Source organism: Pseudomonas chlororaphis subsp. chlororaphis, assembly GCF_003945765.1.
In the GTDB taxonomy this organism is placed as follows: domain Bacteria; phylum Pseudomonadota; class Gammaproteobacteria; order Pseudomonadales; family Pseudomonadaceae; genus Aquipseudomonas; species Aquipseudomonas chlororaphis.
Genome location: NZ_CP027712.1, coordinates 4,530,179 through 4,552,011, shown reverse-complemented (window position 1 = coordinate 4,552,011; position 21,833 = coordinate 4,530,179). Strand labels below are relative to the sequence as shown.

Sequence of the window (21,833 nt, the reverse complement as noted above, 5' to 3'; positions counted from 1 at the left end):
GCCGCGATGGAGAGAAGTTTGCCACTGGCGTTATGAACGTAATAGCCGAATAATTTCGAGTGTCAGATTCGATTTTTTAGAACGTAGCCTTTGCGAGAACAGCCCCATGTCCAGCAACCCCGGTACGCCCACCCTCGATCAATTGCGCATCTTCCTCACCATCGTCGAGGTCGGCAGCTTTGCCGGCGCGGCGCGCAAGCTGCATCGCGCCACCTCGGTGATCAGCTATTCCATGGCCAACCTGGAGCTGCAACTGGGGGTCAGCCTGTTCGACCGCAAGACCACCCGCAAACCCCGGCTCACCGAGGCCGGGCGCACGGTGCTGGCCGAGGCGCGGAGCATCTATAACGGCATCGACGGCCTGCGGGCCAAGGTCAAGGGGCTGCTGCAAGGCCTGGAAGCAGAGGTTCACCTGGTGATCGACGTGATGTTCCCGGCGGCGCGCATCGTCGATGCGCTGAAAAACTTCCGCCGCGAGTTCCCCACGGTGCAGCTGCACTTGCACATGGAGGCCCTGGGCGCGGTGGCCGAGATGGTGCTGGCGGGACGCGCCGCGGTGGGTGTCAGCGGCATGGTGCACCGCGATCTGGGCGGTATCGAGCGGGTGCAGGTGGGGTTCGTCCAGCTGATTCCGGTGGCGGCTCCGGAGCATCCGTTGGCGCAAGCATCGGTCAACTTGCCGGGGGCGGGTCGCGAGCATGTGCAGTTGGTGTTGTCGGACCGTTCCGAACTGACGCGCAACCAGGATTTCGGCGTGGTCGGCACCCACAGCTGGCGCCTGGCGGACCTGGGCTCCAAGCATATGCTGCTCAGGGAAGGCATCGGCTGGGGCAACATGCCGGCGCCGATGGTCGAGGAGGACCTGGCCAGTGGGCGCCTGGTGCAACTCGATCTGCCGGGCAGCCAAAGCCTGCCTTACGGCTTCGACGCCATCTACCGTCTCGACACGCCACCGGGGCCGGCGGCGTCCTGGCTGATCGATTGGCTGGTGGCCCAGGCTCAGTCCGCCGGCTCGGGCGCGGCCTGATCGGCCTCCTGGAGCGGGCCGAGGGCCTGGGCCAGGAAGTCGACGAAGAAGCGGATTTTCTGCGACACATGGCGATTGCTGGCATACACCGCATAGATGGTCCGGCGTGGCATGGAATAGCAGGGCAGGACCCGCTGCAACTGGCCGCTGTCGAGCAACGGCTGGGCGATGAACGAGGGCAGGGCGCCAATGCCCAGCCCGGCCTGGAGCATGTCGCTGAGCATCAGGCTGTTGTCCACGGCAAAGCGCACCGGCAGTTCCAGGCGGCTGCTGCCTTGCGGGCCTTCCAGCTGCCAGTGGCCGGGGTGTTCCGCCAGGCGATAGGCCAGGCAGCTGTGCTCGCGCAGCTCATCGACCGTCTGTGGGCTGCCCTTGGCCTGCAGGTAGGCCGGGGCGGCGCAGATCACCTGTTCGATTTCCCCCAGGCGCCGGGCGATCAGCGACGAGTCGGTCAGTTGCCGGCGAATCCGCAGCGACACATCGAAGCCTTCGCTCACCACATCCAGCAGGCGGTCGTCGAGGGTCAGGTCGATGCGAAATTGCGGGTAGCGCCGCATGAAGTCGGCCAGGATCGGCGACAGCACCTTGAGGCCGAACGACAGCGGCGCGTTGACCCGCAAGCGGCCGCCGGGCTCGCGGGTGCCGGCGCGGGTCGCGCATTCCAGGGCCGTCAGTTCGTCGAGCAGGTGGCAGCATTCGCTGAAGTAGGCCTGGCCGGCGTCCGACAGGCTCATGCGGCGCGTGGTGCGCAGCAGCAACAGGCTGCCCAGGTGTTCCTCCAGCTGGCGCACCTGCTTGCTGACCGCGGCGGTGGATTGCCCCAGGTCGTTGGCCGCGAGGCTGAAGCTGGCGCGCTCCACCACGCGGCGAAAGGTGCGCATGGCTGCCAACACATCCATATTGTTTCTCCTGAGTTGAATATGTCTTAACGAAACGGCTGATTATCGCCGAATTGTTAATCCATACCATGGCCACTTCATTTCACAGGAGTGTCGTCATGGCTGTTTCCCGTTTGTTGCGTGTCATTCCCGGCCTGGCCGCCTTGTCGCTGTTCAGTGCGCTGTGCGGCGCCGCGTCCCAGGCCGAGGTCGGCGTCAGCCCCTGGGGGCCGAAGGATGAGATCGGCCGCCTGAACCTGATCACCGAGCAGTCGCGGGCGGCGATCATGGCCCGGGTCAGCGGCAGCCAGGCCTACGACCTGGCGGTCGAGTATTTCGTCGGCATGCCCAGCTGGCAGGCAGCGGGCGATCCGCCGTACCAGATGTGGATGACCCACACCCCCCACGGCAATGTGATCGCCGACCCGATGCAGGTCGGCGAGCCGATGAACCGGCATGTCAGCTACACCGGCTCGGCGGTGTCGATGTATGCCCACATGGGCACCCATATCGATGCGCTCAACCACTTCGGCCTCGACGGCAAGATCTGGAACGGCTTTCGCGCCGACCAGCACCTGGGCGACCGTGGCTGGAACGTCACCGGCGCGGAAAAACTGCCGCCGATCGTTGCCCGCGGGGTGCTGATCGATGTCGCCGCGGCCAAGGGCGTGGACATGCTGGCGGACAATTACCGGGTGACCCGGGCCGACCTGCAACAGGCGCTGAAGGCGCAACAGGTCAGCCTGGAAAAGGGCGACGTGGTGCTGATTCGCACCGGGCGCATGCGCGACTACGAAAAGGCCCAGGCTTATATGGCCAACCCGCCGGGCATGAGCCTGGACGCGGCGAAGTTCCTGGTGGAGGAGGGCGGTGCCATGGTGGTGGGCGCCGATAACCTGAGCTTCGAGACCTTCCCGTCGGAGGTGGAAGGCAACTACCTGCCGTTGCACACCTACCTGCTGGCGATGCAGGGCGCGCCGATCCTGGAACTGGTCAACCTCGAAGGCCTGTCGCGGGACCGGGTGTACCAGTTCGCCTTTATCGGCGCGTCGTTGAAGTTGCGCGGTGCCGATGCCGCGCCGATTCGGCCGATTGCCTTGCCGATTCGCTAGCCGCCAGCCGTCCCGTCAGCCCGATGCTTGTGTAGCCGCTGCCGCAGGCTGCGATCGAGCGGCACGCTCGCGGGGATCTTGCGGGCGCTGGAGACCCTACGGGTCTATCGCAGCCTCGCGGGCTCGGCAGCGGCTACAGGGAGCGGTGACGCCCTCGATATTCCGGTCAGCCCCGATGTTTGTGTAGCCGCTGCCGCAGGCTGCGATCGAGCGGCACGCTGGCGGGGATCTTGCGGGCGCTGGAGACCCTGCGGGTCTGTCGCAGCCTCGCAGGCTCGGCAGCGGCTACAGGGAGCGGTGACGCCCTCGATATTCCGGTCAGCCCCGATGTTTGTGTAGCCGCTGCCGCAGGCTGCGATCGAGCGGCACGCTCGCGGGGATCTTGCGGGCGCTGGAGACCCTGCGGGTCTATCGCAGCCTCGCGGGCTCGGCAGCGGCTACAGAGAGGGGGGACACCCTCGATATTCCGGTCAGGCCCGATGTTTGTGTAGCCGCTGCCGAAGGCTGCGATCGAGCGGCACGCTCGCGGGGATCTTGCGAGTGTTGGAGACCCTGCGGGTCTATCGCAGCCTCGCGGGCTCGGCAGCGGCTACAGGGGTTGTCGGCGTTAGTCTTGCTCGCATAACGCCCGCAGGGCCGGGTCGCGCACTTGCATCAGCTCGAACAGCCCCAGGGCCCTGAGCGCCGGCAGGGCTGCCAGCAGATCCTCCTCGGCCACGCGGCGCTGCTGCGCCGAGGTGTCCGGGTCGCTCCACAGCCGGGCATTGATCAGGAAGGCCCCCACCGTCCCCTTGCGTACCCGGGTGCCGTTGAAGTCGCCATGGTTGAGTTGATCGGGTAACAGGTCTTCGGCGCGCATGGAGCAATCCTCGTGTGAATGAGCGTTCAGTCTGCGGCCCGAGGATTGGCTAAACTGCTTGGTTCTTGCCGTTGAATAACGTGAAGCAGCCAATGTCCCAACCTTTGGTTTCCCCCTTGCTCGCTCAAGCCCAGGGCGACCCGCTGCTGTTCGCAGCATGGCAACACAGCCCGATCGAACGGCAGACCGCCGCCCACAGCCACGCCCGCGGCCAACTGCTCGGCGCCCGGCGCGGCCTGTTGTCGGTGACGGCGGCCGACAGCCAGTGGGTGGTGCCGGCGACCCATGCGGTGTGGGTGCCGCCCCGCTGCGAACACGCCTTGCGCTCCCATGGCCCGTTCGACGGCTGGAGCATCTATGTCGAGCCCGAGGCCTGCCACGAACTGCCGGCGCAACCACGGATCATTGCCACCTCCGGCCTGTTGCGGGAGGCGGTGATGCGTGCGGCGAGCTGGCCACAAGGCGCGCTGGATGAGCCGCAATTGCGCATCGCCCGGGTGATCCTCGATGAACTGGGCAGCCTGCCGGTGGAACCCTTTGGCCTGCCATTGCCTGTGGACCCGCGGTTGCGGCGGATCTGCCAGGCGCTGGCCGACGACCTGGCGGACAGCCGCGGCCTGGAGGCCTGGGCGCAGTGGGCGGGGATCTCGCCACGAACCCTGGCCCGGCGTTTTGTCGCCGAGACCGGCTTTGCCTTCAGTCAGTGGCGGCAGCGCGCGCGATTGCTGCGGGCCCTGGAGCGCCTGGCGGCGGGCGATGCGGTGACCCGGGTGGCGCTGGACCTGGGCTACGACAATGTCAGCGCCTTTATCGCCATGTTCCGCCGTCAGTTCGGGGTGACGCCGGGGCGCTATTTCGCCCGGCACGGAACAGGCTGAGCGTCGCTACCCCGGTAGAAGCGGGCGCATGCCCTCACCCCGCCGAAAACCGCTCCCGGCTGTTGCTCAGGTGGGTCCACATCGCCGCCCGCGCGGCATCCGGGTCCTGGCGGCGGATGGCGGCGTAGAGGGTTTCGTGTTCCTGGTTGGCCAGGGTCGCCAGTTGCGCCAGGTCGACATCGCCGCGCTCGGCGTCGCGCACCCGGGTCCGGGGGATCAGGGCGTTGCCCAGCGATTGCAGGATCTGCACGAAATAGGGGTTGCCGGTGGCTTCGGCGATCAGCAGGTGGAAACGCTGGTCGGCCTCCACGCAACTGTCGTTGTTGGCCAGCAGTTGCTGGTAGTCGTCCAGCGCCTGGCGCATCTGCGCCAGTTGCTCGGCGCTGCGCCGGCGGGCGGCGAGAGCCACTGCCTGGGTTTCCAGGCCCAGGCGCAATTCGAGGATGTCGCGCACGCTCAGGGCGGTATCGACGTTCAAGCGCAGGCCGTGGGTGTCCTGGCGCTCCAGGACAAAACTGCCGACGCCATGGTGGGTTTCCACCCAGCCGGCGGCCTGCAGTTTGGAGATGGCTTCGCGCACCACGGTGCGGCTGACGCCATGGGCGCGGACGATGGTGCTTTCCGACGGCAGCTTGTCACCGGGCTTGAGCAGGCCGCGCATGATCTGTTGAGTCAGGTCGCTGACCAGGTCATGGGCCAGGTTGGTGGAAGGGCGACGGCGGCCCGGGGCGATATCGGATTCGGTGCTCATGGCAAGGTCGCGCGGGGAGGAAGCAAAAAGCTTATCACCAAAGTGGCCGGGCAGGGCTCAACTTGTCTGACATGTATGACAAGTTATCGGATAAGTCACTTCAGGGTTCAGTGCAGGTTCTCAGCGCGAGTGCAGCCTGAAAAATATTTCTGTGCCTGTAGTTTTTATTTATATGAATTAAATCAATCAGTTAAGTTTACTTCTCAACATTCTCTTCGATCAACAAAGCCTCGCGTACCGACTTCTGCGACGAGTCTGCGCTTGTGACGCTATTTTTCTACTTGTATGATGACTGTCAACTAGGGCGCTCGCCCAGTCACCCGCACACAACAACAAACAAGTGGGAGAGGCATCGTGAATACCACCCTCAATCCGGCCGGCGACGATTCCCTGCTGGCCATCGCCGTGGCGAAGGTCAAGCGCCATGTGCTGCCGCTGTTCGTCATCATGTTCATCGTCAACTACATCGACCGGGTCAACATCGGCTTCGTCCGCACCCACCTGGAACATGACCTGGGCATCGGCGCCGCGGCCTACGGTTTTGGCGCCGGGCTGTTCTTCATCGGTTACGCGCTGTTCGAAGTGCCATCCAACATGCTGTTGCAGCGGGTCGGCGCGCGGATCTGGCTGACCCGCATCATGTTCACCTGGGGGCTGGTGGCCACGGCCATGGCCTTCGTGCAGAACGAAACCCAGTTCTATGTGCTGCGCTTCCTGCTGGGGGTGGCCGAGGCCGGGTTCTTCCCCGGGGTGATCTACTACTTCACCCGCTGGCTGCCCGGGGTGGAGCGGGGCAAGGCGATCGCCATTTTCCTAAGCGGTTCGGCCGTGGCTTCACTGGTCTCCGGCCCATTGTCCGGAGCGCTGTTGCAGATCGAGGGCCTGGGCTGGCACGGCTGGCAGTGGATGTTCATCGTCGAGGGCATGGCCTCGGTGCTGCTCTGCGGTTTTGTCTGGTTCTGGCTCGACTCCACGCCCCGCGACGCCAAGTGGTTGAGCCCCGGCGAGCAGGAGGCGCTGGTGCGGGCGATCGACAGCGAACAGCGCGAGCGCGAAGCGGCGATGCCGGTCAAGCCGTCGCTCTGGACCCTGCTCAAGGACCGGCAGATCCTGCTGTTCTGCCTGATCTACTTCTGCATCCAGCTGACCATCTATGCCGCGACCTTCTGGCTGCCGAGCATCATCAAGAAGATGGGCGACCTCAGTGACCTGCAGGTGGGTTTCTTCAATTCCATTCCCTGGCTGATCTCGATCATCGCCATGTATGCCTTCGCCGCGGCGTCCGGCAAATGGAAGTTCCAGCAGGCCTGGGTCGCCAGCGCCTTGCTGGTGGCGGCCGCGGGGATGTTCCTGTCCACCACCGGCGGGCCGGTGTTCGCCTTCGTCGCCGTGTGCTTCGCCGCTATCGGCTTCAAGTCGGCATCCGCGCTGTTCTGGCCGATTCCCCAGGCCTACCTGGATGCGCGCATCGCCGCCGCGGTGATCGCCCTGATCAACTCCATCGGCAACCTCGGCGGCTTCGTCGCCCCGGCCACCTTCGGCCTGCTGGAGCAGCGCACCGGGTCGATCCAGGGGGGCCTGTACGGCCTGGCGGCGACCTCGATCATCGCCGCGATCATCGTGTTTTTCGCCCGCACCCGGCCCAAGGCCCATGTCATGCCGACGCCCTTGGACGATGCCCGCCCGCTGCTGGACAAAACCCACTGACCTTTGCCGACAGGAACCGACCCATGACTTTTGAATCCACCCATCATCACCCTGGCCAGACACCGCTTGTCACCCGACTGCAAGTGGTACCGGTGGCCGGGCATGACAGCATGCTGCTCAACCTCAGCGGCGCCCATGGCCCGTTTTTCACCCGCAATATCGTGATCCTTACCGACAGCGCCGGTAACACCGGGGTCGGTGAAGTGCCGGGGGGCGAGCGGATTCGCGCGACCCTCGAGGAGGCCCGCGAACTGCTGGTCGGCCAGTCCATCGGCCATTACCAGAAGCTGCTCAACCAGGTGCGCCAGCGCTTTGCCGAGCGCGATGCCGGCGGGCGGGGCCAGCAGACTTTCGACCTGCGCATCGCCATCCATGCGGTGACCGCGCTGGAAGCGGCGCTGCTCGACCTGCTCGGCCAGTTTCTCGGGGTGCCGGTGGCGGCGCTGCTCGGCGAAGGCCAGCAACGCGAATCGGTGAAGATGCTCGGCTACCTGTTCTACATCGGCGACCGGCACCAGACCGACCTGGCCTACCGCAACGAAGCCGAGGCCGACGATGCCTGGCTGCGCCTGCGCCATGAACCGGCGCTGAACGCCGAGAGCATCGTGCGCCTGGCCGAGGCGGCCAAGGCGCGGTATGGCTTCAACGACTTCAAGCTCAAGGGCGGCGTGCTGCGCGGCGAAGAGGAAATGGAGGCCGTCACCGCCCTGGCCGAATGCTTTCCCAAGGCGCGCATCACCCTCGACCCCAACGGTGCCTGGTCGCTGAAACAGGCGATCGCCCTGTGTCGCGATCAACACCGGGTGCTGGCCTATGCCGAAGACCCCTGCGGCGCGGAAAACGGTTACTCCGGGCGCGAGGTGATGGCCGAATTCCGCCGCGCCACCGGGCTGCCCACGGCGACCAACATGATCGCCACCGACTGGCGGGAAATGGGCCACGCGATCCAGTTGCAAGCGGTGGACATTCCCCTGGCCGATCCGCATTTCTGGACGATGCAGGGTTCGGTGCGGGTGGCGCAGATGTGCCATGAATGGGGCCTGACCTGGGGCTCGCATTCCAACAACCACTTCGACATTTCCCTGGCCATGTTCACCCATGTGGCGGCCGCGGCGCCGGGCGAGATCACCGCCATCGACACCCACTGGATCTGGCAGGACGGCCAGCACCTGACCCGCAATCCGCTGCAGATCGTCGAGGGCTGCGTGGCGGTGCCGCAGACGCCGGGGCTGGGCGTCGAACTGGACCTGGACGCGCTGGCCCGCGCCCATGAGCTGTACAACAGCCGGGGCCTGGGCGCGCGGGACGACAGTGTGGCCATGCAGTTCCTGATCCCGGGCTGGCGCTTCGACAACAAGCAGCCGTGCCTGGTGCGCTGAGCCAGGCAGGAGGGGCTTGGCCGGGCCGCTGCATTCACAGTAATGTCAGCGGCTCGTCTGCTTTTGGAGCCCTGCAATGACTGCTTTCTACGATGCCCGCGGCAATCTTTACGGCGTGGTGGCGCCCGAGGCGGTACGCCGGTTGGGGATCGCCTTGCCGGCCAGCGCGGCCGAGGCGGCGCTGGCCCGGGCCAATTGGAGCGAGCAGGCCATCGAAGCCCTGTGCAGTTGGCCCTCCGGTACCCGGCCGGCAGGGGCCAAGGCCCATCGCAGCGACGGTTTGCTGGTCGGGCCGTTCCAGGACGCGCCGCCGTTCGACCTGCTGATCGTCAACACCGACGGCACCCTGGCCGAGCGCAGCGGCAACGGCCTGACCATCTTTTCCCAGGCCTTGACCGAGCAAGGGCTGCTGCCGGCCCAGGGGCCTGCGCAGCTGCGGGTGCATCACGACAAGCCGGACGGGGTGTCGCCGCTGGCGACCCTGGTCGAGCCGGCACAGGTCGCCGGGGTGTCCGGTTTCTGGCTGGACCTCGGGCAACCGGCGTTCGGCCCACACGCCGTGGGTGCGCAACACGGGGTCGAGAATGACGGTTCGAGCTGTGTCGAGCTGAGCCGGGTGCGCGGGCTGGCGCGGTTGCACCCGCAATGGAGCCGTAGCCAGTTCGTGCGTATCGGCAACCCCCATTGCGTGACCCTGGTCAGCGATGCCAGCGCCTTGCCGGGCAACCGGCAGATGAGCGAAGCGCCCCTGGCCGAGGCCCTGACCCGTATCGCCTACGCCCTGCCCACCGGCAGCGGTGAACCCTGTCCGGCCGGGGTGAACCTGCAATGGGCGTGGCTGGAGGGCCCGCAGCGCATCGCTGCACGGGTGTTCGAACGCGGCGAAGGCCCCACGGCATCCTCCGGCACCAGCGCCAGCGCGGTGGCCAGCGCGGCGTGGCGGGTCGGTTGGGTCAAGGCCGGCGAAGTCGCGGTGGTGATGCCCGGCGGCACCGCGCCGCTGCGCCTGGAGGAGCGGGGTGGGGAGCTGGTGCGGGTCAGCCTGTTCGGTACCGCCCGCGCCCTGTAGCCGCTGCCGCAGGCTGCGATCGACCGGCACGGTCGCAGCGATCTCAGGGACGCCGGAAGATCCTGCGGATCTTTGCGCAGCCTGCGGCAGCGGCTACAGGGAAGGGCTGGAGTGCGATGGATGCTGGTGGATCGCCTTCGCGGGCAAGCCTCGCTCCTACAGAGGAATATGCAACCTGCTTCTGTAGGCGCGAGGCTTGCCCGCGATGACGTCAGCGGCCATTACACAAACCCCGCATCACCCGGCAGCTCGACCTGGGCCATCTGCCGTTTCATCAGCACCTTGCCGTCGCGGATCGAGTACAGCGCCAAGCCTTGGCTGCGGATCATTTCGTAGTCGCTGTCGGCCGACAGGATCAGCAGGTTGGCCGGCCGGCCTTCTTCCAGGCCGTAACGCTCGCCCAGGGCCAGGGCCTTGGCGCTGTTGTCGGTGACCAGGTCGAGGGCGCTCTGCAGGTTGCGGTAGCCGAGCATGTGGCAGATGTGCAGGCCGGCTTCCAGCACCCGCAGGATGTTGCCGTTACCCAGCGGGTACCAGGGATCGACGATCGAGTCCTGGCCGAAACACACGTTCATCCCGGCTTCCAGCAGCTCGTTGACCCGCGTCACGCCGCGGCGTTTCGGGAAGCTGTCGAAGCGCCCCTGCAGGTGGATGCTTTCGGTGGGGCAGGAAACGAAGCTGATGCCCGAGTGGCCGAGCAGGCGGAACAGCTTGGCGCAGTACGCATTGTCGTAGGAGCCCATGGCGGTGGTATGGCTGGCGGTCACCCGCGAACCCATGTCGCGGCTGCGGGCCTCCTCGGCCAGCACTTCGAGAAAACGCGAGTGCGGGTCGTCGGTCTCGTCGCAATGCACGTCCACCAGGCAGCCGGTGCGTTCGGCCAGGTCCATGAGGAACTTCACCGAGCTGACGCCCTGGTCGCGGGTGTACTCGAAGTGCGGAATGCCGCCCACCACATCGGCGCCCAGGCGGATCGCCTCTTCCATCAGTTCGCGGCCGTTGCGGTAGCTTTCGATGCCTTCCTGGGGGAAGGCGACGATCTGCATGTCGACCAGGTGCGCGCTTTGCTCGCGCACTTCGAGCATGGCCTTGAGCGCGGTCAGCTCCGGGTCGGTGACATCGACATGAGTGCGCACGTGCTGGATGCCGTGGGCGGCGAGGGCGCGCAGGGTTTTGCGGGCGCGGGCCTTGGTGTCTTCCTGGGTGATGGTGACCTTGCGCTCGCCCCAGCATTCGATGCCTTCGAACAGGGTGCCGCTCATGTTCCAGCGCGGCTCGCCCGCGGTGAGAGTGGCGTCCAGGTGAATGTGCGGCTCGACGAAGGGCGGCACCACCAGGTTGCCGCCGGCGTCGAGGTCGTCGGGGCCCAGGGTCGGGGCTTCGGTCTGCCGGGCGATGCTGGCGATGCGACCGTTCTCCAGGTGCAGTTCGTGCAGGCCTTCGCGGTTGCGCAGGCGGGCGTTGATGATGAGCATCGGAGCGATTCCTTTTTCAATCCAGGCGGTCAGGGTACGGCGCTCGGGCCGGCGGCCGCAACGTCGCGTGGCCCGGGCTCATGCCTGGATGTCCGCGGCGGTGGTGGCGCGTGCGCCGAGCAGGCTGCTCAGCAGCATGTAGCTCAGGGCGGCGGCCGCGATGCCTACCAGTGGCGCGACCCAGGGCGAGCCGAAGGCCGCCACGGTGCCGATGGCATAGGCGCCCAGGCCGGCCCAGTTGAACGCCGGCAATTTGCTGTCGGCCAGGCGCGGGTACTGGCCGCGGTAGCGATAGAAGAAGTCGGCCATGATCACCCCGCCAATCGGCGGGATCACCGTGCCCAGCAGAATCAGGTAGGGCACCAGCATGTCGTACATGCCCAGCAGCGCCAGCAGGGTGCCGATCACCGCCCCGGCCAGGGTCACGGTCTTGCGTCGGCCAGTGCGCAGCAGGTTGCAGCCGGCGACGGCGAAGTTGTAGATGGTGTTGTCCTGGGTGCTCCAGATGTTCAGCAGGAGCATGGCCATGGCGGCCATGGCGAAGCCCTGCAACAGCAGCACTTCGACCACGTCCGGCTGCTGGTAGACGATGGCGCCGTAGGCCCCGATCAGCACCATCAGGCCGTTGCCGATGAAGAAGCCGATCAGGCTGGCCAGCACCGCGACCCTGGCCGAGCGGGAAAAGCGCGTCCAGTTGGTGGCCTGGGTGGCGCCGCTGACGAAGGTACCGAACACCAGGGTGATGGCCGTGGACAGGTCGAGGCTGGCGCTCGGCACCACGGCCAGCAACCCATCGAGGCCGCCGACCTTGACCGTGGCCACCCACATCGACAGCAACAGCAGCAGGGCCATGGCCGGCACCGCGATCCAGGAGAGGATTTCCAGCCCGCGATAACCGACGTAGGCGGTGGCGCAGAACATCAGGCCGAACAGCACCATCAGCCCCAGCACAGTGTCCTGGCCCAACTCGAAATACTTGCCCAGCACCACCGCGGCGGTGGCGGTGCCCCAGGCGTACCAGCCGATCTGGGTGAAGCCGAGGATCAGGTCGCTGAGCTTGCTGCCCACCTCGCCGAAACAGAAGCGCCCCATCAGCACCGAGTTCAGGCCGCTCTTGAAGGCGATATAGCCCAGGCCTGCCGCGTACAGGCCCAGCAGCAGATTGCCGAGGACGATCACCCCGAGCATCTGGCCAAAGCTGAAGGCCACGCCGAGCTTGCCGCCGGCGAACATGGTGGCGGTGAAAAAGGTGAAGCCCAGCAGCACCATGGCCGTGGAGGCCAGGCCCTTGCGCGCGTGCATCGGCACTTCGCTGAGCGGGTAGTCGTTGCCTGGATCGTTCTGCGTCATGTGCCTTCCCCTGATTGGCCCAGGCGTGGCCTGGTGCGTAAGCGACGCAGGCATCTGCTGCAGTCGCCGTGCCAACGCCCCCAGGGTCAGGGGCGCCCGGCTGGCGTTGTGCAACCTGCAGGAGATTTATAGACAAACAGGGGATTTTTGCTTTCCGGCGCGGCCGATTGGCCGGCTCAGGCGCGAAAGCGGTGCGCCGGTGAGACAAATTGGATCACGGACGCCCGATCAATCGAACAGGGTCAGGCGGGTTTCGCCGCGGTGGAAGGCAAAGGCGGCTTCGATATCGCTTTCCACGGTGCGGCCGCGGGACAGTTCGGGCAGGGCGTCGAGGGCGAAGAACCCGGCGTCGCTGACTTCCGAGCCGGCCACCGGGGCGCTGCGCTCACTGCGCTCGCAGAGAAAATACAGCTTGTAGAAATCCCGGGTGTCGGGAGTGAAGGGGCCCTTGGCCTTGTGCCGGACGCTGTAGAGGGCGCGGGCCGAGACGCTGAGCCCGGCCTCTTCGTGGATCTCCTTGACGATGTTTTCGGCGGCCGACAGGCCGATGTCGGCATACCCGCCGGGCATGGCCCAGCGGCCGTCGGTCTGTTCGCGGACCAGGAGGATGCGCTGGTCTTCGATCAAGGCGCCGCGCACATCCACTAGGGGTGTCGAGTAGCGTTTGGCGAAGTCCGACACCAGGCCGGCGATGCGTTCCAGGGGCACGTCGGCCAGTTGCGCGAGCATGCTGTGGGCGATGTCGGCGACTTCCTGGTAACGCTCGCGGTCGAACGGGTCCTTGCAAAAATGCAGCCCGGTGGAGGCCAAGGCCTGCAAGCGTTTGGCGTGGGTGAGCCAGGTGTTTTCCATGGTGCGTGTCCTCAGGTAATCGCTGGGGCCAAATCCGTCACTGTCGGAGCGGCGGTTGCTGGGCGAGGTAGGCGGCCAGGCGCGGCAGGGCTTCTTCGGCGCTGCGGCTGTGGCCGGCCCAGGTGCAGGCCAGCATCAGGTTGCGCGGCAGGTGGAAGTCCTCCACCAGGAAACCTTCGGCGTCGCGGCCGTCGGCGTCATGGGAGACTTGTTCGCGCAGGGTCGCGGGCGCCTCGAACCAGGCCCACACCGGTTTGCCCAGGGCGATGGCCATGCCCACCTCGAAGGCGGTGCCGGAGTCCGGCTCCAGGCCGCGAAAGTCGTTGAGGTTGGCCAGCACCGCGTCGCAGTCGCGGATCATCTGCATGTTCTGCTGGCAGATCAATTGGGCGGTCTGCTCCGGCGTCGGCTGGGCCGGCACCTGCTGGTCGAAGGGGTAGAGGCCTTGCAGGCCCTGGGCCTGGCACAGGTGCTTGAGGTATTCGCCGCGGGCGATGGCATCGCGGCGAAACAGATCGAAGCCGGCGAGGTAGATACGTGGGCTCATGCCTGGCTCCCGGCCTCGGGCAGAAAGCGCAGCAGCGCGGCGATGATGGCTTCCGGGGCGTCTTCCTGCAGCAGGTGGCCGGCGTTGGGCACCGCCTGGAACCGCGAGCCGGGGATCAGCCGGTGCAACTGGCGCCCGCGTTCGATGGGGATCCACTGATCGTCCTCGCCCCAGAGGATCTGGGTCGGGCAGCGAATGCCGGGATAAAGCCCGGCCACCTCCGCGGTATAGCGCTCGTCCATTTGCGCGATCTGCCGGTAGAAGGCGGCCTGGCCGCTGGCGCCAAGCCAGGGCTGGACATAGGGCGCCAGTTCCCGGTCGGGGATCTCGCGCTGGATTGCCCCACGAATGTAGGCCGGGACTATGGCGCGCTGGATATAGTCCGGCACCCCGCTGAAGGCCTGTTCATGCTGGCGCACGTGCTGCACGAACGGCGAACCCCAGGGCGACAGCGCCACCGGGTCGAGCAGGGTCAGGCTGCGATAGTCCTTGCCGTTGAGCAGGTGGGTGCGCAGGGCGGTGGCGCCACCGAAGTCGTGGGCCACCACGTCCGGGCGCTCCAGGCCCCAGTGCTCCAGCAGTTCGGCCAGCAGCTGGTTCTGCACGCCGAGGGACACATCCTGGCCGGCGGCCTGTTCCGATTGGCCGTAGCCCAGCAGGTCGAAATAGTGCACCCGGTGGCTGGCGCTGAAATGCGGGGCGATGCGGTGCCAGACGTAGGAAGAAAACGGCGTGCCATGCACGAACACCAGCGGCGGCCCGTCACCCTGAATGGCGTAGCGCACCTTTTGTCCGTTGAAGCTGTAGGTTCGATCCAGCGGCCAGTCACTCATGTTGTGGTCCTCTGTGGGTGATCGGTCCGGCGCCTTGCTCATGCAGGCCCGGCGCAGCCCATGCTTCTCGGCGCGCTGAGTCTCGGTGTCAGCGCGGCGCGAGCACAGGCGATGTTTTCGCTCATGGCTGGGTTGGTGTAAAGCCGGATGTGGCTATGAGCCGAGGGCCGAGCGGGCAAGCATAGGCATAAAAAAACCACCGCGGGCGGTGGTTTTTTTCAGGTGGACGACGGTTTATTCGCCGCGATAGATGCAGCCGCTGGTGCAGGTCTCGTGAATGCGGATCGCACTCAGCTCCGGCAGCAGGGGTTTGAGCTCGTTCCAGATCCACTTGGCCAGCACTTCGCTGGTGGGGTTTTCCAGGCCGGGGATGTCGTTCAGGTAGTTGTGGTCCAGGCGCTCGTAGAGCGGCTTGAAGATCTCCTTGATCTCGGAGAAGTCGCGAATCCAGCCGGTGTGCGGATCGAGGTCGCCGCTCAGGTGGATGGCTACCTTGAACGAGTGGCCGTGCAGGCGCCCGCACTTGTGGCCTGCAGGCACATGGGGCAGGCGGTGGGCGGATTCGAAGGTAAATTCTTTGAAGATTTCCACAGTGTTGGTCAGCTCGGTCAGGTGGCTATCGCCGCGGGCGATGTAAGGCAGGCGGCGAGTTTACCAGCTTGGTTATACGGTTGCGGGAAAACACTGACTAAAGGGTCAATAGCCGTTCGCCGAGACGACCACCTGCGGCCAGCTCGAGGAACTCGTCGCCCAGGCGCCGGCTTTCGTCCATCGCGCTGCGCCAGTATTTCTGGCGGCTGGCGTCGTCGCCCATGAAGCGCTTGAAGTCGTTGCGGTCCGGCAGTTTGCCGTAGGGCAGGCGCGCCAGGTATTCCTTCGACGGTGCCAGCAGTAATACGTCCTGCAAACGGCCCGGGTTGCCGCGGCGCCAGGGCAGGGTCTTGTCGAACCAGCCGGGAATCACCCGATCGGTGAAGTGCGGGTAGAGCACGATATCCTCGCCGCTGTAGGGCAGGTCGAGGTGGTAGTCCAGCAGGCCGCCGTCGCGGAAGGTGCCGGCCCCGGCCCCGGGCAGGTCGCGCACGCCTTGCATGACCATCGGGATTGAACCCGAGGCCAGCAGGGCCTGGCGCAGGTTGCCGGTGTCCAGCGGCACGAAGCGCGAGGGGAAGTCTTCGAGGGCATGCAGCGGCGGCGCCAGGCGCGGGTCATGCAGCACCAGGCGTTCGAAGTGCCGCGCCAGGCGCGCGCGACCACGCAGGTTGTCGGCGATCACCGAGGACAGCCCCAGGCCCAGCCGACCGCGATGGTCGTCGGCGAGCAGGCCGTGGCTTTTCACCACCATGATGTTCAGCCGGTAGTGCGGGTTGTCGAGAATGCTCGCGTCGCGGCCGTCGAGCAGCTCGTGCAGCATGCGCTGCGAGCTCTGGCTGATCTGCGCCATGGTCACGCCCTTGGCAAAGCTCTGGGCGTTGTACAGCTGGCCCAGGCGCCGGATGCCTTCGGCGGCGTCCGGCAGGCAGGCGCTGGCGAAGCGCCAGGAACCCACCGAGGCGCCAATCAGCGAACGTTTCCGTGGCGCCGCTGGCAGCCATTCGCCGAACAGCGCCAGGTCCAGCCCCTGGATGCCCAGGGCTTTCGGCCCGCCGGCAGCGCCGGGCAGGGTGCCGACCTCGGCCGCGCTCAGGCCGTTGGCGCGAATGCGCGCCAGGGCGCGTGGGCCGGCCTTGAGAGTCAGGGCAGGGAACTTGATGTGGATAGCGGTCATACCGGCCTCAATCTCGAGCGACAGCCGAGTATAAAAGCTCGGGCCCGCGGCGCCGAATGAAACCTGCGCGGCGCCGATGATGGCCATTCAGTTTCAATTAAGTTCGACCGGCTATCGTGAGCCCCGTAGCAACACATAACGAGAAAACCGGAGACACCCCATGAAAACCCTGACTGCCCTGTTCACCGCGACCCTCATCGGCATGACCGCCAGCCTGGCCCATGCCCGCGACCTGGGGCCCGACGAGGCCCTGAGACTGCGCGACGCTGGTACCATTGTGTCCTTTGAAAAACTCAATGCCACGGCATTGGCCAAGCACCCGGGCGCGACCATCACCGAAACCGAGCTGGAAGAGGAGTACGGCAAGTACATCTACCAGATCGAGATGCGCGACCCTCAAGGGGTTGAGTGGGACCTGGAATTGGACGCAGTGAGCGGCCAGGTGCTCAAGGATCATCAGGATACGTAATGAAGGTGAATCTACGCGCCGGCAGCAGGGTGGCCCTGGCGCTTCTGGCTTTTTGCTCGGTGGCGCTGGCCCGCGACCTGGACCAGGACGAAGCCCTGCGCCTGCGCCAGCAAGGGGTGATCCTGCCGCTGGAGCAATTGCTGCAGCAGGCCCTGGACCGTTACCCCGGAGCCAAGTTGCTGGAAGCCGAGCTGGAAGAAAAACACGACGTCTACATCTATGAAGTCGAGCTGCTGACCGCCGAGGGCGTGGTCCGCGAGCTGGACCTGGAGGCCACCACCGGCCGCTTACTGAAAGACAAGGAAGATGACTGATGCGCCTGCTCCTGGTGGAAGACCACGTCTCCCTGGCCGACGAACTGCTGGCCGGGCTCAACCGTCAGGGCTACGCCGTGGACTGGCTGGCCGACGGCCGTGACGCGCTGTATCAGGGCACCAGCGAGCCCTACGACCTGATCGTGCTCGACCTCGGCCTGCCCGGGGTGCCGGGCCTGGAAGTGCTGGCCAAATGGCGCGCCGGCGGCCTGGCAACCCCGGTGCTGATCCTCACCGCCCGCGGGTCCTGGGCCGAGCGCATCGAAGGCCTGAAGGCCGGTGCCGACGACTACCTGACCAAACCCTTCCACCCGGAAGAATTGCACCTGCGCATCCAGGCGCTGCTGCGCCGTTCCCACGGTCAGGCCAACCAACCGACATTGCAGGCCGCCGGGCTGCACCTCGACGAGGGCCGCCAGTGCGTGCTGCGCGACGGCGTGGACATCCAGCTGACCGCCGCCGAATTCCGCCTGCTGCGCTACTTTATGCTGCACCCGGAGCAGATCCTTTCGAAAAGCCATTTGGCCGAACACCTCTACGACGGTGAGACCGAGCGCGATTCCAACGTGCTGGAAGTCCACGTCAACCACCTGCGGCGCAAGCTTGGGCGCAGCGTGATCGAAACCCGCCGCGGCCAGGGCTACCTGTTTGGCGGGAACGCCCGGTGAGGTCGATCCAGCGCCGCCTGAGCCTGGGCCTGATCAGCGTGATGGTGATTGTCGGCCTGGTGCTGGCGCAGACCAGCCTGTGGCTGTTCGAGATGGGCTTGCAACGCTACCTGGAAGCCGGCCTGCGCAACGACAGCGAAAGCCTGCTGGTAGCACTGGTCCGGGGCCCCCAGGGTTTGCAGCTGGACGAGCGACGGTTGTCGCCGGCTTATCAGCGGCCGTTTTCCGGGCATTACTTCCGTATCGACTTCGATGACGTGCACTGGCGCTCTCGCTCACTGTGGGACCAGGATCTGCCTGCACTGGCACAGACCGGTCTGCACAGCAACCTGCAACTGGGACCGGAAGGCCAGCGCCTGCTGGTGCTGCGCACCGATTACCGGCGCCTCGGGCAGTCGATTTCCATCAGCGTGGCCCAGGACTACACCCCGGTGCGTGAGAGCTTCCTGCGCATGCAACAGGTGGGCCTGGGCCTGGGCCTGGCCGGCCTGCTGCTGATCCTGATCCTGCAGCGGGTCACCGTGCGCCGCGCCTTGCGCCCGCTGGAGCAGGCCCGCGAGCAGATCGCCCAATTGCAGCGCGGCCAGCGTTCGCAACTGGACGAACAGGTGCCGCTGGAGCTGGAACCGCTGGTGGCGCAGATCAACCATTTGCTGGCCCATACCGAAGACAGCCTGAAGCGTTCGCGCAATGCCCTGGGCAACCTCGGGCACGCGCTGAAGACCCCGCTGGCGGTGCTGCTGAGCCTGGCGTCCAACCCCAAGCTGCAGGCACACCCGGAGCTGCGCCAGTTGCTCGAGGAGCAGCTGGAGCAGGTGCAGCAGCGGCTCAACCGCGAGTTGAACCGCGCGCGCCTGGCCGGCGATGCGTTGCCCGGCGCGCTGTTCGATTGCGACGCCGAGCTGCCGGGGCTGCTGGCGACCCTGAGCATGATCCATGGCGAGCACCTGGACCTGAGCTATCAGGCAGCCCCCGGTCTGCAACTGCCCTGGGACCGGGAAGACCTGCTGGAACTGCTGGGCAACCTGCTGGATAACGCCTGCAAGTGGGCCGATGCCGAAGTGGCGCTGAGCGTGTGGCAGACCGCCGAGGGTTATGGCCTGGCGGTGGACGACGACGGGCCGGGGATTCCCGAGGAGCAGCGCAGCCAGGTGTTCAGCCGTGGCACGCGCCTGGACGAACAGACCGACGGCCACGGCCTGGGCCTGGGCATCGTGCGCGACATAGTCGAAAGCTGGGGCGGGGTGCTGCGCTTGCTGGAAAGCCCGCAGGGCGGGCTGCGGGTGTTGATCGAGTTGCCTGGGCGCTGATATTGCCGGTGCTGAATCCCTGAATCCCTGTAGCCGCTGCCGAGGCACGAGGCTGCGATCGGGTTGGGCGGCATTCCGACGAAGCGCCCGCCAACCCTATGCCTGCGGTGTATCTGATCGACCGAGTCGCCGGGTCTACGACTGCTGCGCAGCCGATCGCAGCCTCGTGCCTCGGCAGCGGCTACACCGAGGCGTTTTTGAAAGGGGAGGTCAGACCCGGAACTGGTCCATCAGGCTCTGCTGCTGGTTGGCCAGGCTGTTCAGCGACTGGCTGACCCGCGCCGATTCGTTGGCCTGCTCCGACAGCGATTCGGTGACGTCGCGGATGGTCGCCACGTTGTTGTTGATCTCCTCGGCCACCGCGCTTTGCTCTTCGGCGGCGCTGGCGATCTGCAGGTTCATGTCACTGATCACCGTCACCGCGTCGCCGATCTGCCGCAGGGCGGTGACCGCCTGGCCGACCTGCTCGACGCTGCCCTGGGCCTGGCGATGGCTGTTGCCCATCGAACCGACCACTTCCTGGGTGCCGCTTTGCAGCTCCTCGATGACCTGGCGGGTTTCCTCCACCGATTCCTGGGTGCGCCGGGCGAGGTTGCGCACTTCGTCGGCGACCACCGCGAAGCCACGCCCGGCCTCGCCGGCGCGGGCGGCCTCGATGGCGGCGTTGAGGGCCAGCAGGTTGGTCTGCTCGGCGATGGCGCGAATCACTTCCAGCACCGTACCGATCTTTTCACTGTTGGCGGCCAAGCCTTCGACCTGGGTCATGGCGGTGCTCATATCGGCCGCCAGGTGATCGATGCTCGCGGTGGTGCGGTCGATCACGCTCAGGCCCTGGCGCGTGGCCTGGTCGGCATCGCGGGCGGCCTGCGCGGCCTGGGCCGCGCTGCGGGCGACGTCCTGGGCGGTGGCGCTCATCTCATGGGACGCGGTGGCCACCTGGTCGACCTGGCGATACTGCTGCTCCATGCCGGCGCTGGTCTGGGTGGCGATGGCCGAGGACTGGTCGGCGGTGCCGCGGGCGTCCTGCACCGAGCGTTTCACCTCGGCGATGATCGGTTGCAGCTTGTCGAGGAAGCGGTTGAACCAGCCGGCCAGCTGGCCCAGTTCGTCTTTCTTGTCGTAGGCCAGGCGCCGGGTCAGGTCGCCTTCGCCGCTGGCGATGTCTTCCAGCATGTGCGCCACGCCGAGGATCGGCCGGGTCACGCTGCGCGCCATCAGCCACACCAATAGCAGGCCGAGCACCGCGGCCATTAGGCCCAGGCCCAGTTCGACCAGGGTGCCAGTCTGGTTGCTCTGGTCCAGTTGGTTCTTCAGGGCTTCGGCCGGGCCCACCAGGACCCGCTCCGGCACTTGCAGCAGCACGCCCCAGGGCTTGCCGTCGGGAATCGGGGTGAAGGGCGCGAGCACTTTCAGGGCGTTGTCGTTGTGCAGGCTCTGGGTCTGGGTGCTGGCCGACAGCAGGCGGATCAGTTCGCCACCGTTGGTTTTGTCCAGTTGGTCCAGGCGCTGGCTGAGCTTGCTGGCGTCGGCGCTGTAGCCGGCGAGCAGGCCGACCGGGCTGATGATGCTGACCATGGTCTGGCCGTCGTAGAGCTCTTTGCTCGCTTGCTGGCTGACCGATTGCAGGCTGTTGAGGTTGATGTCCACCGACAGCGAGGCGATGACTTTGCCGTTCACCAGCAGCGGGAACACGATGCTGGTCATCAGCACGTTCTGGCCGTCGATCACATAGAAGTAGGGCTCGATCACACAAGGCTTGAGGGTATTGCGCGGGCAGGTGAACCAGGCGTTGGCCGGCTGGCCGCTGGGGCCGGTGGTGGTGTCGCTCATGTCGCTTTCCGGCAGCGCCATGGAGGTCAGCTTGCCCGGGGTCGGCTGCGACCAGTAGAGGGCGAAGCGGCCCTTGTCGTTGCTGCCCAGTTCGCTCTGGCCGCTGAAGAGCTCGTCCTTGCCGTCCAGCGCGTTGGCTTCGAACACCAGCGACAGGCCGAGCAGGTCGGGGTTGGCCTGCAACGCCGACTTCACCTGGCGGGTCAGGTCCTCGCGCAGGTCGAAGGCATCGAGGAAGCGCTTCTCGGCCTGCTCGCGCAGGAACAGCACCTGGCGCGAGAAGCCGTGGCCGTATTGATAGGCGTCCATGAATTGCTGGCGGATGCCCAGCGCCTGGACCTCGCCCTGGGCCTCGATGCGGGCCTGGGCGGCTTCGTTGAGCATCTCCATGCTCGAGGCCTTCACCAGGGCGGAGCTGTGCTCCATGCGGTACAGCGAAAGCCCCACCAGCAGGGTCACTACAGCGGCCAGGCAGAGGCCGGCGAGCAGGGTGATTTTCCACTGGATGGAAAGTTGTCTGAGCGACATGGAGACGTCCTTATTCGATATTTATTTGAGACTTTGCAGCGTATCGGCCGCAGAACGGCCTTCTTTAAACGCTCGTTCGAATGCCGCTCCCTGTAGCCGCTGCCGCAGGCTGCGATCGAGTGCGCAGCACTCGCAAAGGCACGCAATGCGACTGGCCTGGAAGACTCGATCCTCAGACCCGGCGTCCGCTGCGCGGCCGATCGCAGGCTGCGCCAGCGGCTACAAGTGA

20 protein-coding genes and 2 pseudogenes are annotated in these 21,833 nt (G+C 66.2%); 10 read left to right on the top strand and 12 right to left on the bottom strand.

What is annotated here, in order from left to right; genetic code table 11:
- Positions 1-106 precede the first annotated feature (106 nt).
- Positions 107-1,027 (top strand): LysR family transcriptional regulator, encoded by a 921-nt coding sequence (locus tag C4K27_RS20515; protein ID WP_053261925.1) that lies wholly within the window; start codon positions 107-109, stop codon positions 1,025-1,027.
- Here C4K27_RS20515 and C4K27_RS20510 read toward each other — a convergent pair.
- Positions 1,000-1,926: a LysR family transcriptional regulator gene (locus C4K27_RS20510; RefSeq protein ID WP_053261924.1), complete on the bottom strand. Its 927-nt coding sequence runs from the start codon at positions 1,924-1,926 to the stop codon at positions 1,000-1,002. The two genes, C4K27_RS20515 and C4K27_RS20510, sit on opposite strands and share 28 nt — an antisense overlap.
- Positions 1,927-2,024: 98 nt before the next feature.
- Here C4K27_RS20510 and C4K27_RS20505 point away from each other — a divergent pair, with 98 nt between their 5' ends.
- Positions 2,025-3,017 carry a cyclase family protein gene (locus C4K27_RS20505; protein WP_053261923.1) on the top strand — a complete coding sequence of 331 codons (993 nt, stop codon included), beginning with the start codon at positions 2,025-2,027 and terminating at the stop codon, positions 3,015-3,017.
- 607 nt (positions 3,018-3,624) lie between these two features.
- Here C4K27_RS20505 and C4K27_RS20500 read toward each other — a convergent pair.
- Entirely contained in the window at positions 3,625-3,876 is a 252-nt protein-coding gene (locus C4K27_RS20500; protein WP_053261922.1) for a hypothetical protein, read from the bottom strand.
- Between the two features lie 92 nt (positions 3,877-3,968).
- Between C4K27_RS20500 and C4K27_RS20495 the strand changes: the two genes are divergently transcribed.
- Positions 3,969-4,754: an AraC family transcriptional regulator gene (locus tag C4K27_RS20495; RefSeq protein ID WP_053261921.1), complete on the top strand. Its 786-nt coding sequence runs from the start codon at positions 3,969-3,971 to the stop codon at positions 4,752-4,754.
- 34 nt (positions 4,755-4,788) lie between these two features.
- Here the strand turns inward: C4K27_RS20495 and C4K27_RS20490 are convergent, their stop codons facing one another.
- Positions 4,789-5,505, bottom strand: a complete 717-nt coding sequence (locus C4K27_RS20490; protein ID WP_007930610.1) for a FadR/GntR family transcriptional regulator — start codon at positions 5,503-5,505, stop codon at positions 4,789-4,791.
- Positions 5,506-5,859: 354 nt separating this feature from the next.
- Between C4K27_RS20490 and C4K27_RS20485 the strand changes: the two genes are divergently transcribed.
- The 3 genes from C4K27_RS20485 (at position 5,860) to C4K27_RS20475 (ending at position 9,660) form a co-directional block, all read left to right on the top strand.
- Positions 5,860-7,212: an MFS transporter gene (locus C4K27_RS20485; protein WP_053261920.1), complete on the top strand. Its 1,353-nt coding sequence runs from the start codon at positions 5,860-5,862 to the stop codon at positions 7,210-7,212.
- 23 nt (positions 7,213-7,235) lie between these two features.
- Complete coding sequence (gene gudD / locus C4K27_RS20480) at positions 7,236-8,591, top strand: glucarate dehydratase (RefSeq protein ID WP_053261919.1); 1,356 nt, start codon at positions 7,236-7,238, stop codon at positions 8,589-8,591.
- Between the two features lie 76 nt (positions 8,592-8,667).
- The gene (locus C4K27_RS20475; protein ID WP_053261918.1) at positions 8,668-9,660 is read left to right on the top strand and encodes a DeoR family transcriptional regulator; all 993 of its coding nucleotides are present in this window, start codon (positions 8,668-8,670) and stop codon (positions 9,658-9,660) included.
- Positions 9,661-9,881: 221 nt separating this feature from the next.
- Here the strand turns inward: C4K27_RS20475 and codA are convergent, their stop codons facing one another.
- The 7 genes from codA to C4K27_RS20440 all read right to left on the bottom strand — a co-directional run bounded on the left by codA (position 9,882) and on the right by C4K27_RS20440 (position 16,485).
- Complete coding sequence (gene codA, locus C4K27_RS20470; RefSeq protein ID WP_053261917.1) at positions 9,882-11,135, bottom strand: cytosine deaminase; 1,254 nt, start codon at positions 11,133-11,135, stop codon at positions 9,882-9,884.
- Between the two features lie 78 nt (positions 11,136-11,213).
- Complete coding sequence (gene codB, locus C4K27_RS20465; protein ID WP_053261916.1) at positions 11,214-12,485, bottom strand: cytosine permease; 1,272 nt, start codon at positions 12,483-12,485, stop codon at positions 11,214-11,216.
- 228 nt (positions 12,486-12,713) lie between these two features.
- On the bottom strand, positions 12,714-13,337 hold the full coding sequence (locus C4K27_RS20460; RefSeq protein ID WP_053261915.1) for an NUDIX hydrolase: 624 nt from the start codon (positions 13,335-13,337) through the stop codon (positions 12,714-12,716).
- A gap of 37 nt (positions 13,338-13,374) precedes the next feature.
- Complete coding sequence (locus C4K27_RS20455) at positions 13,375-13,884, bottom strand: nucleoside 2-deoxyribosyltransferase (protein ID WP_053261914.1); 510 nt, start codon at positions 13,882-13,884, stop codon at positions 13,375-13,377.
- Positions 13,881-14,717, bottom strand: coding sequence for an alpha/beta fold hydrolase (locus C4K27_RS20450; RefSeq protein ID WP_053261913.1), 837 nt, complete (start codon positions 14,715-14,717; stop codon positions 13,881-13,883). The genes C4K27_RS20455 and C4K27_RS20450 overlap by 4 nt, the downstream gene beginning before the upstream one ends.
- 234 nt (positions 14,718-14,951) lie before the next feature.
- Positions 14,952-15,308 (bottom strand): 6-carboxytetrahydropterin synthase QueD, encoded by a 357-nt coding sequence (gene queD / locus C4K27_RS20445; protein ID WP_007930577.1) that lies wholly within the window; start codon positions 15,306-15,308, stop codon positions 14,952-14,954.
- A 97-nt stretch (positions 15,309-15,405) separates the two neighbouring features.
- Positions 15,406-16,485: a patatin-like phospholipase family protein gene (locus C4K27_RS20440; RefSeq protein ID WP_053262093.1), complete on the bottom strand. Its 1,080-nt coding sequence runs from the start codon at positions 16,483-16,485 to the stop codon at positions 15,406-15,408.
- 160 nt (positions 16,486-16,645) lie between these two features.
- On the opposite strand from C4K27_RS20440, the gene C4K27_RS20435 reads away from it, so the two are divergent.
- From C4K27_RS20435 to C4K27_RS20420, 4 genes are read left to right on the top strand one after another with little or no spacing between them, the layout of a single operon-like run.
- A complete protein-coding gene (locus C4K27_RS20435; RefSeq protein ID WP_007930566.1) occupies positions 16,646-16,954 on the top strand; it encodes a PepSY domain-containing protein in 309 nt (102 codons plus the stop codon).
- Positions 16,954-17,268, top strand: coding sequence for a PepSY domain-containing protein (locus tag C4K27_RS20430; protein WP_007930564.1), 315 nt, complete (start codon positions 16,954-16,956; stop codon positions 17,266-17,268). The genes C4K27_RS20435 and C4K27_RS20430 overlap by 1 nt, the downstream gene beginning before the upstream one ends.
- Entirely contained in the window at positions 17,268-17,936 is a 669-nt protein-coding gene (locus C4K27_RS20425) for a response regulator transcription factor (protein WP_053261912.1), read from the top strand. The genes C4K27_RS20430 and C4K27_RS20425 overlap by 1 nt, the downstream gene beginning before the upstream one ends.
- Positions 17,933-19,246 (top strand): sensor histidine kinase, encoded by a 1,314-nt coding sequence (locus C4K27_RS20420; RefSeq protein WP_053261911.1) that lies wholly within the window; start codon positions 17,933-17,935, stop codon positions 19,244-19,246. The genes C4K27_RS20425 and C4K27_RS20420 overlap by 4 nt, the downstream gene beginning before the upstream one ends.
- 210 nt (positions 19,247-19,456) lie before the next feature.
- Here the strand turns inward: C4K27_RS20420 and C4K27_RS31780 are convergent.
- Both C4K27_RS31780 and C4K27_RS31775 read right to left on the bottom strand, forming a co-directional pair.
- A pseudogene (locus C4K27_RS31780) lies at positions 19,457-19,972 on the bottom strand (methyl-accepting chemotaxis protein); the annotation flags it as partial.
- Positions 19,973-20,314: 342 nt separating this feature from the next.
- Positions 20,315-21,385 (bottom strand): annotated as a pseudogene (locus C4K27_RS31775) (HAMP domain-containing protein); the annotation flags it as partial.
- Positions 21,386-21,833: the final 448 nt, after the last annotated feature.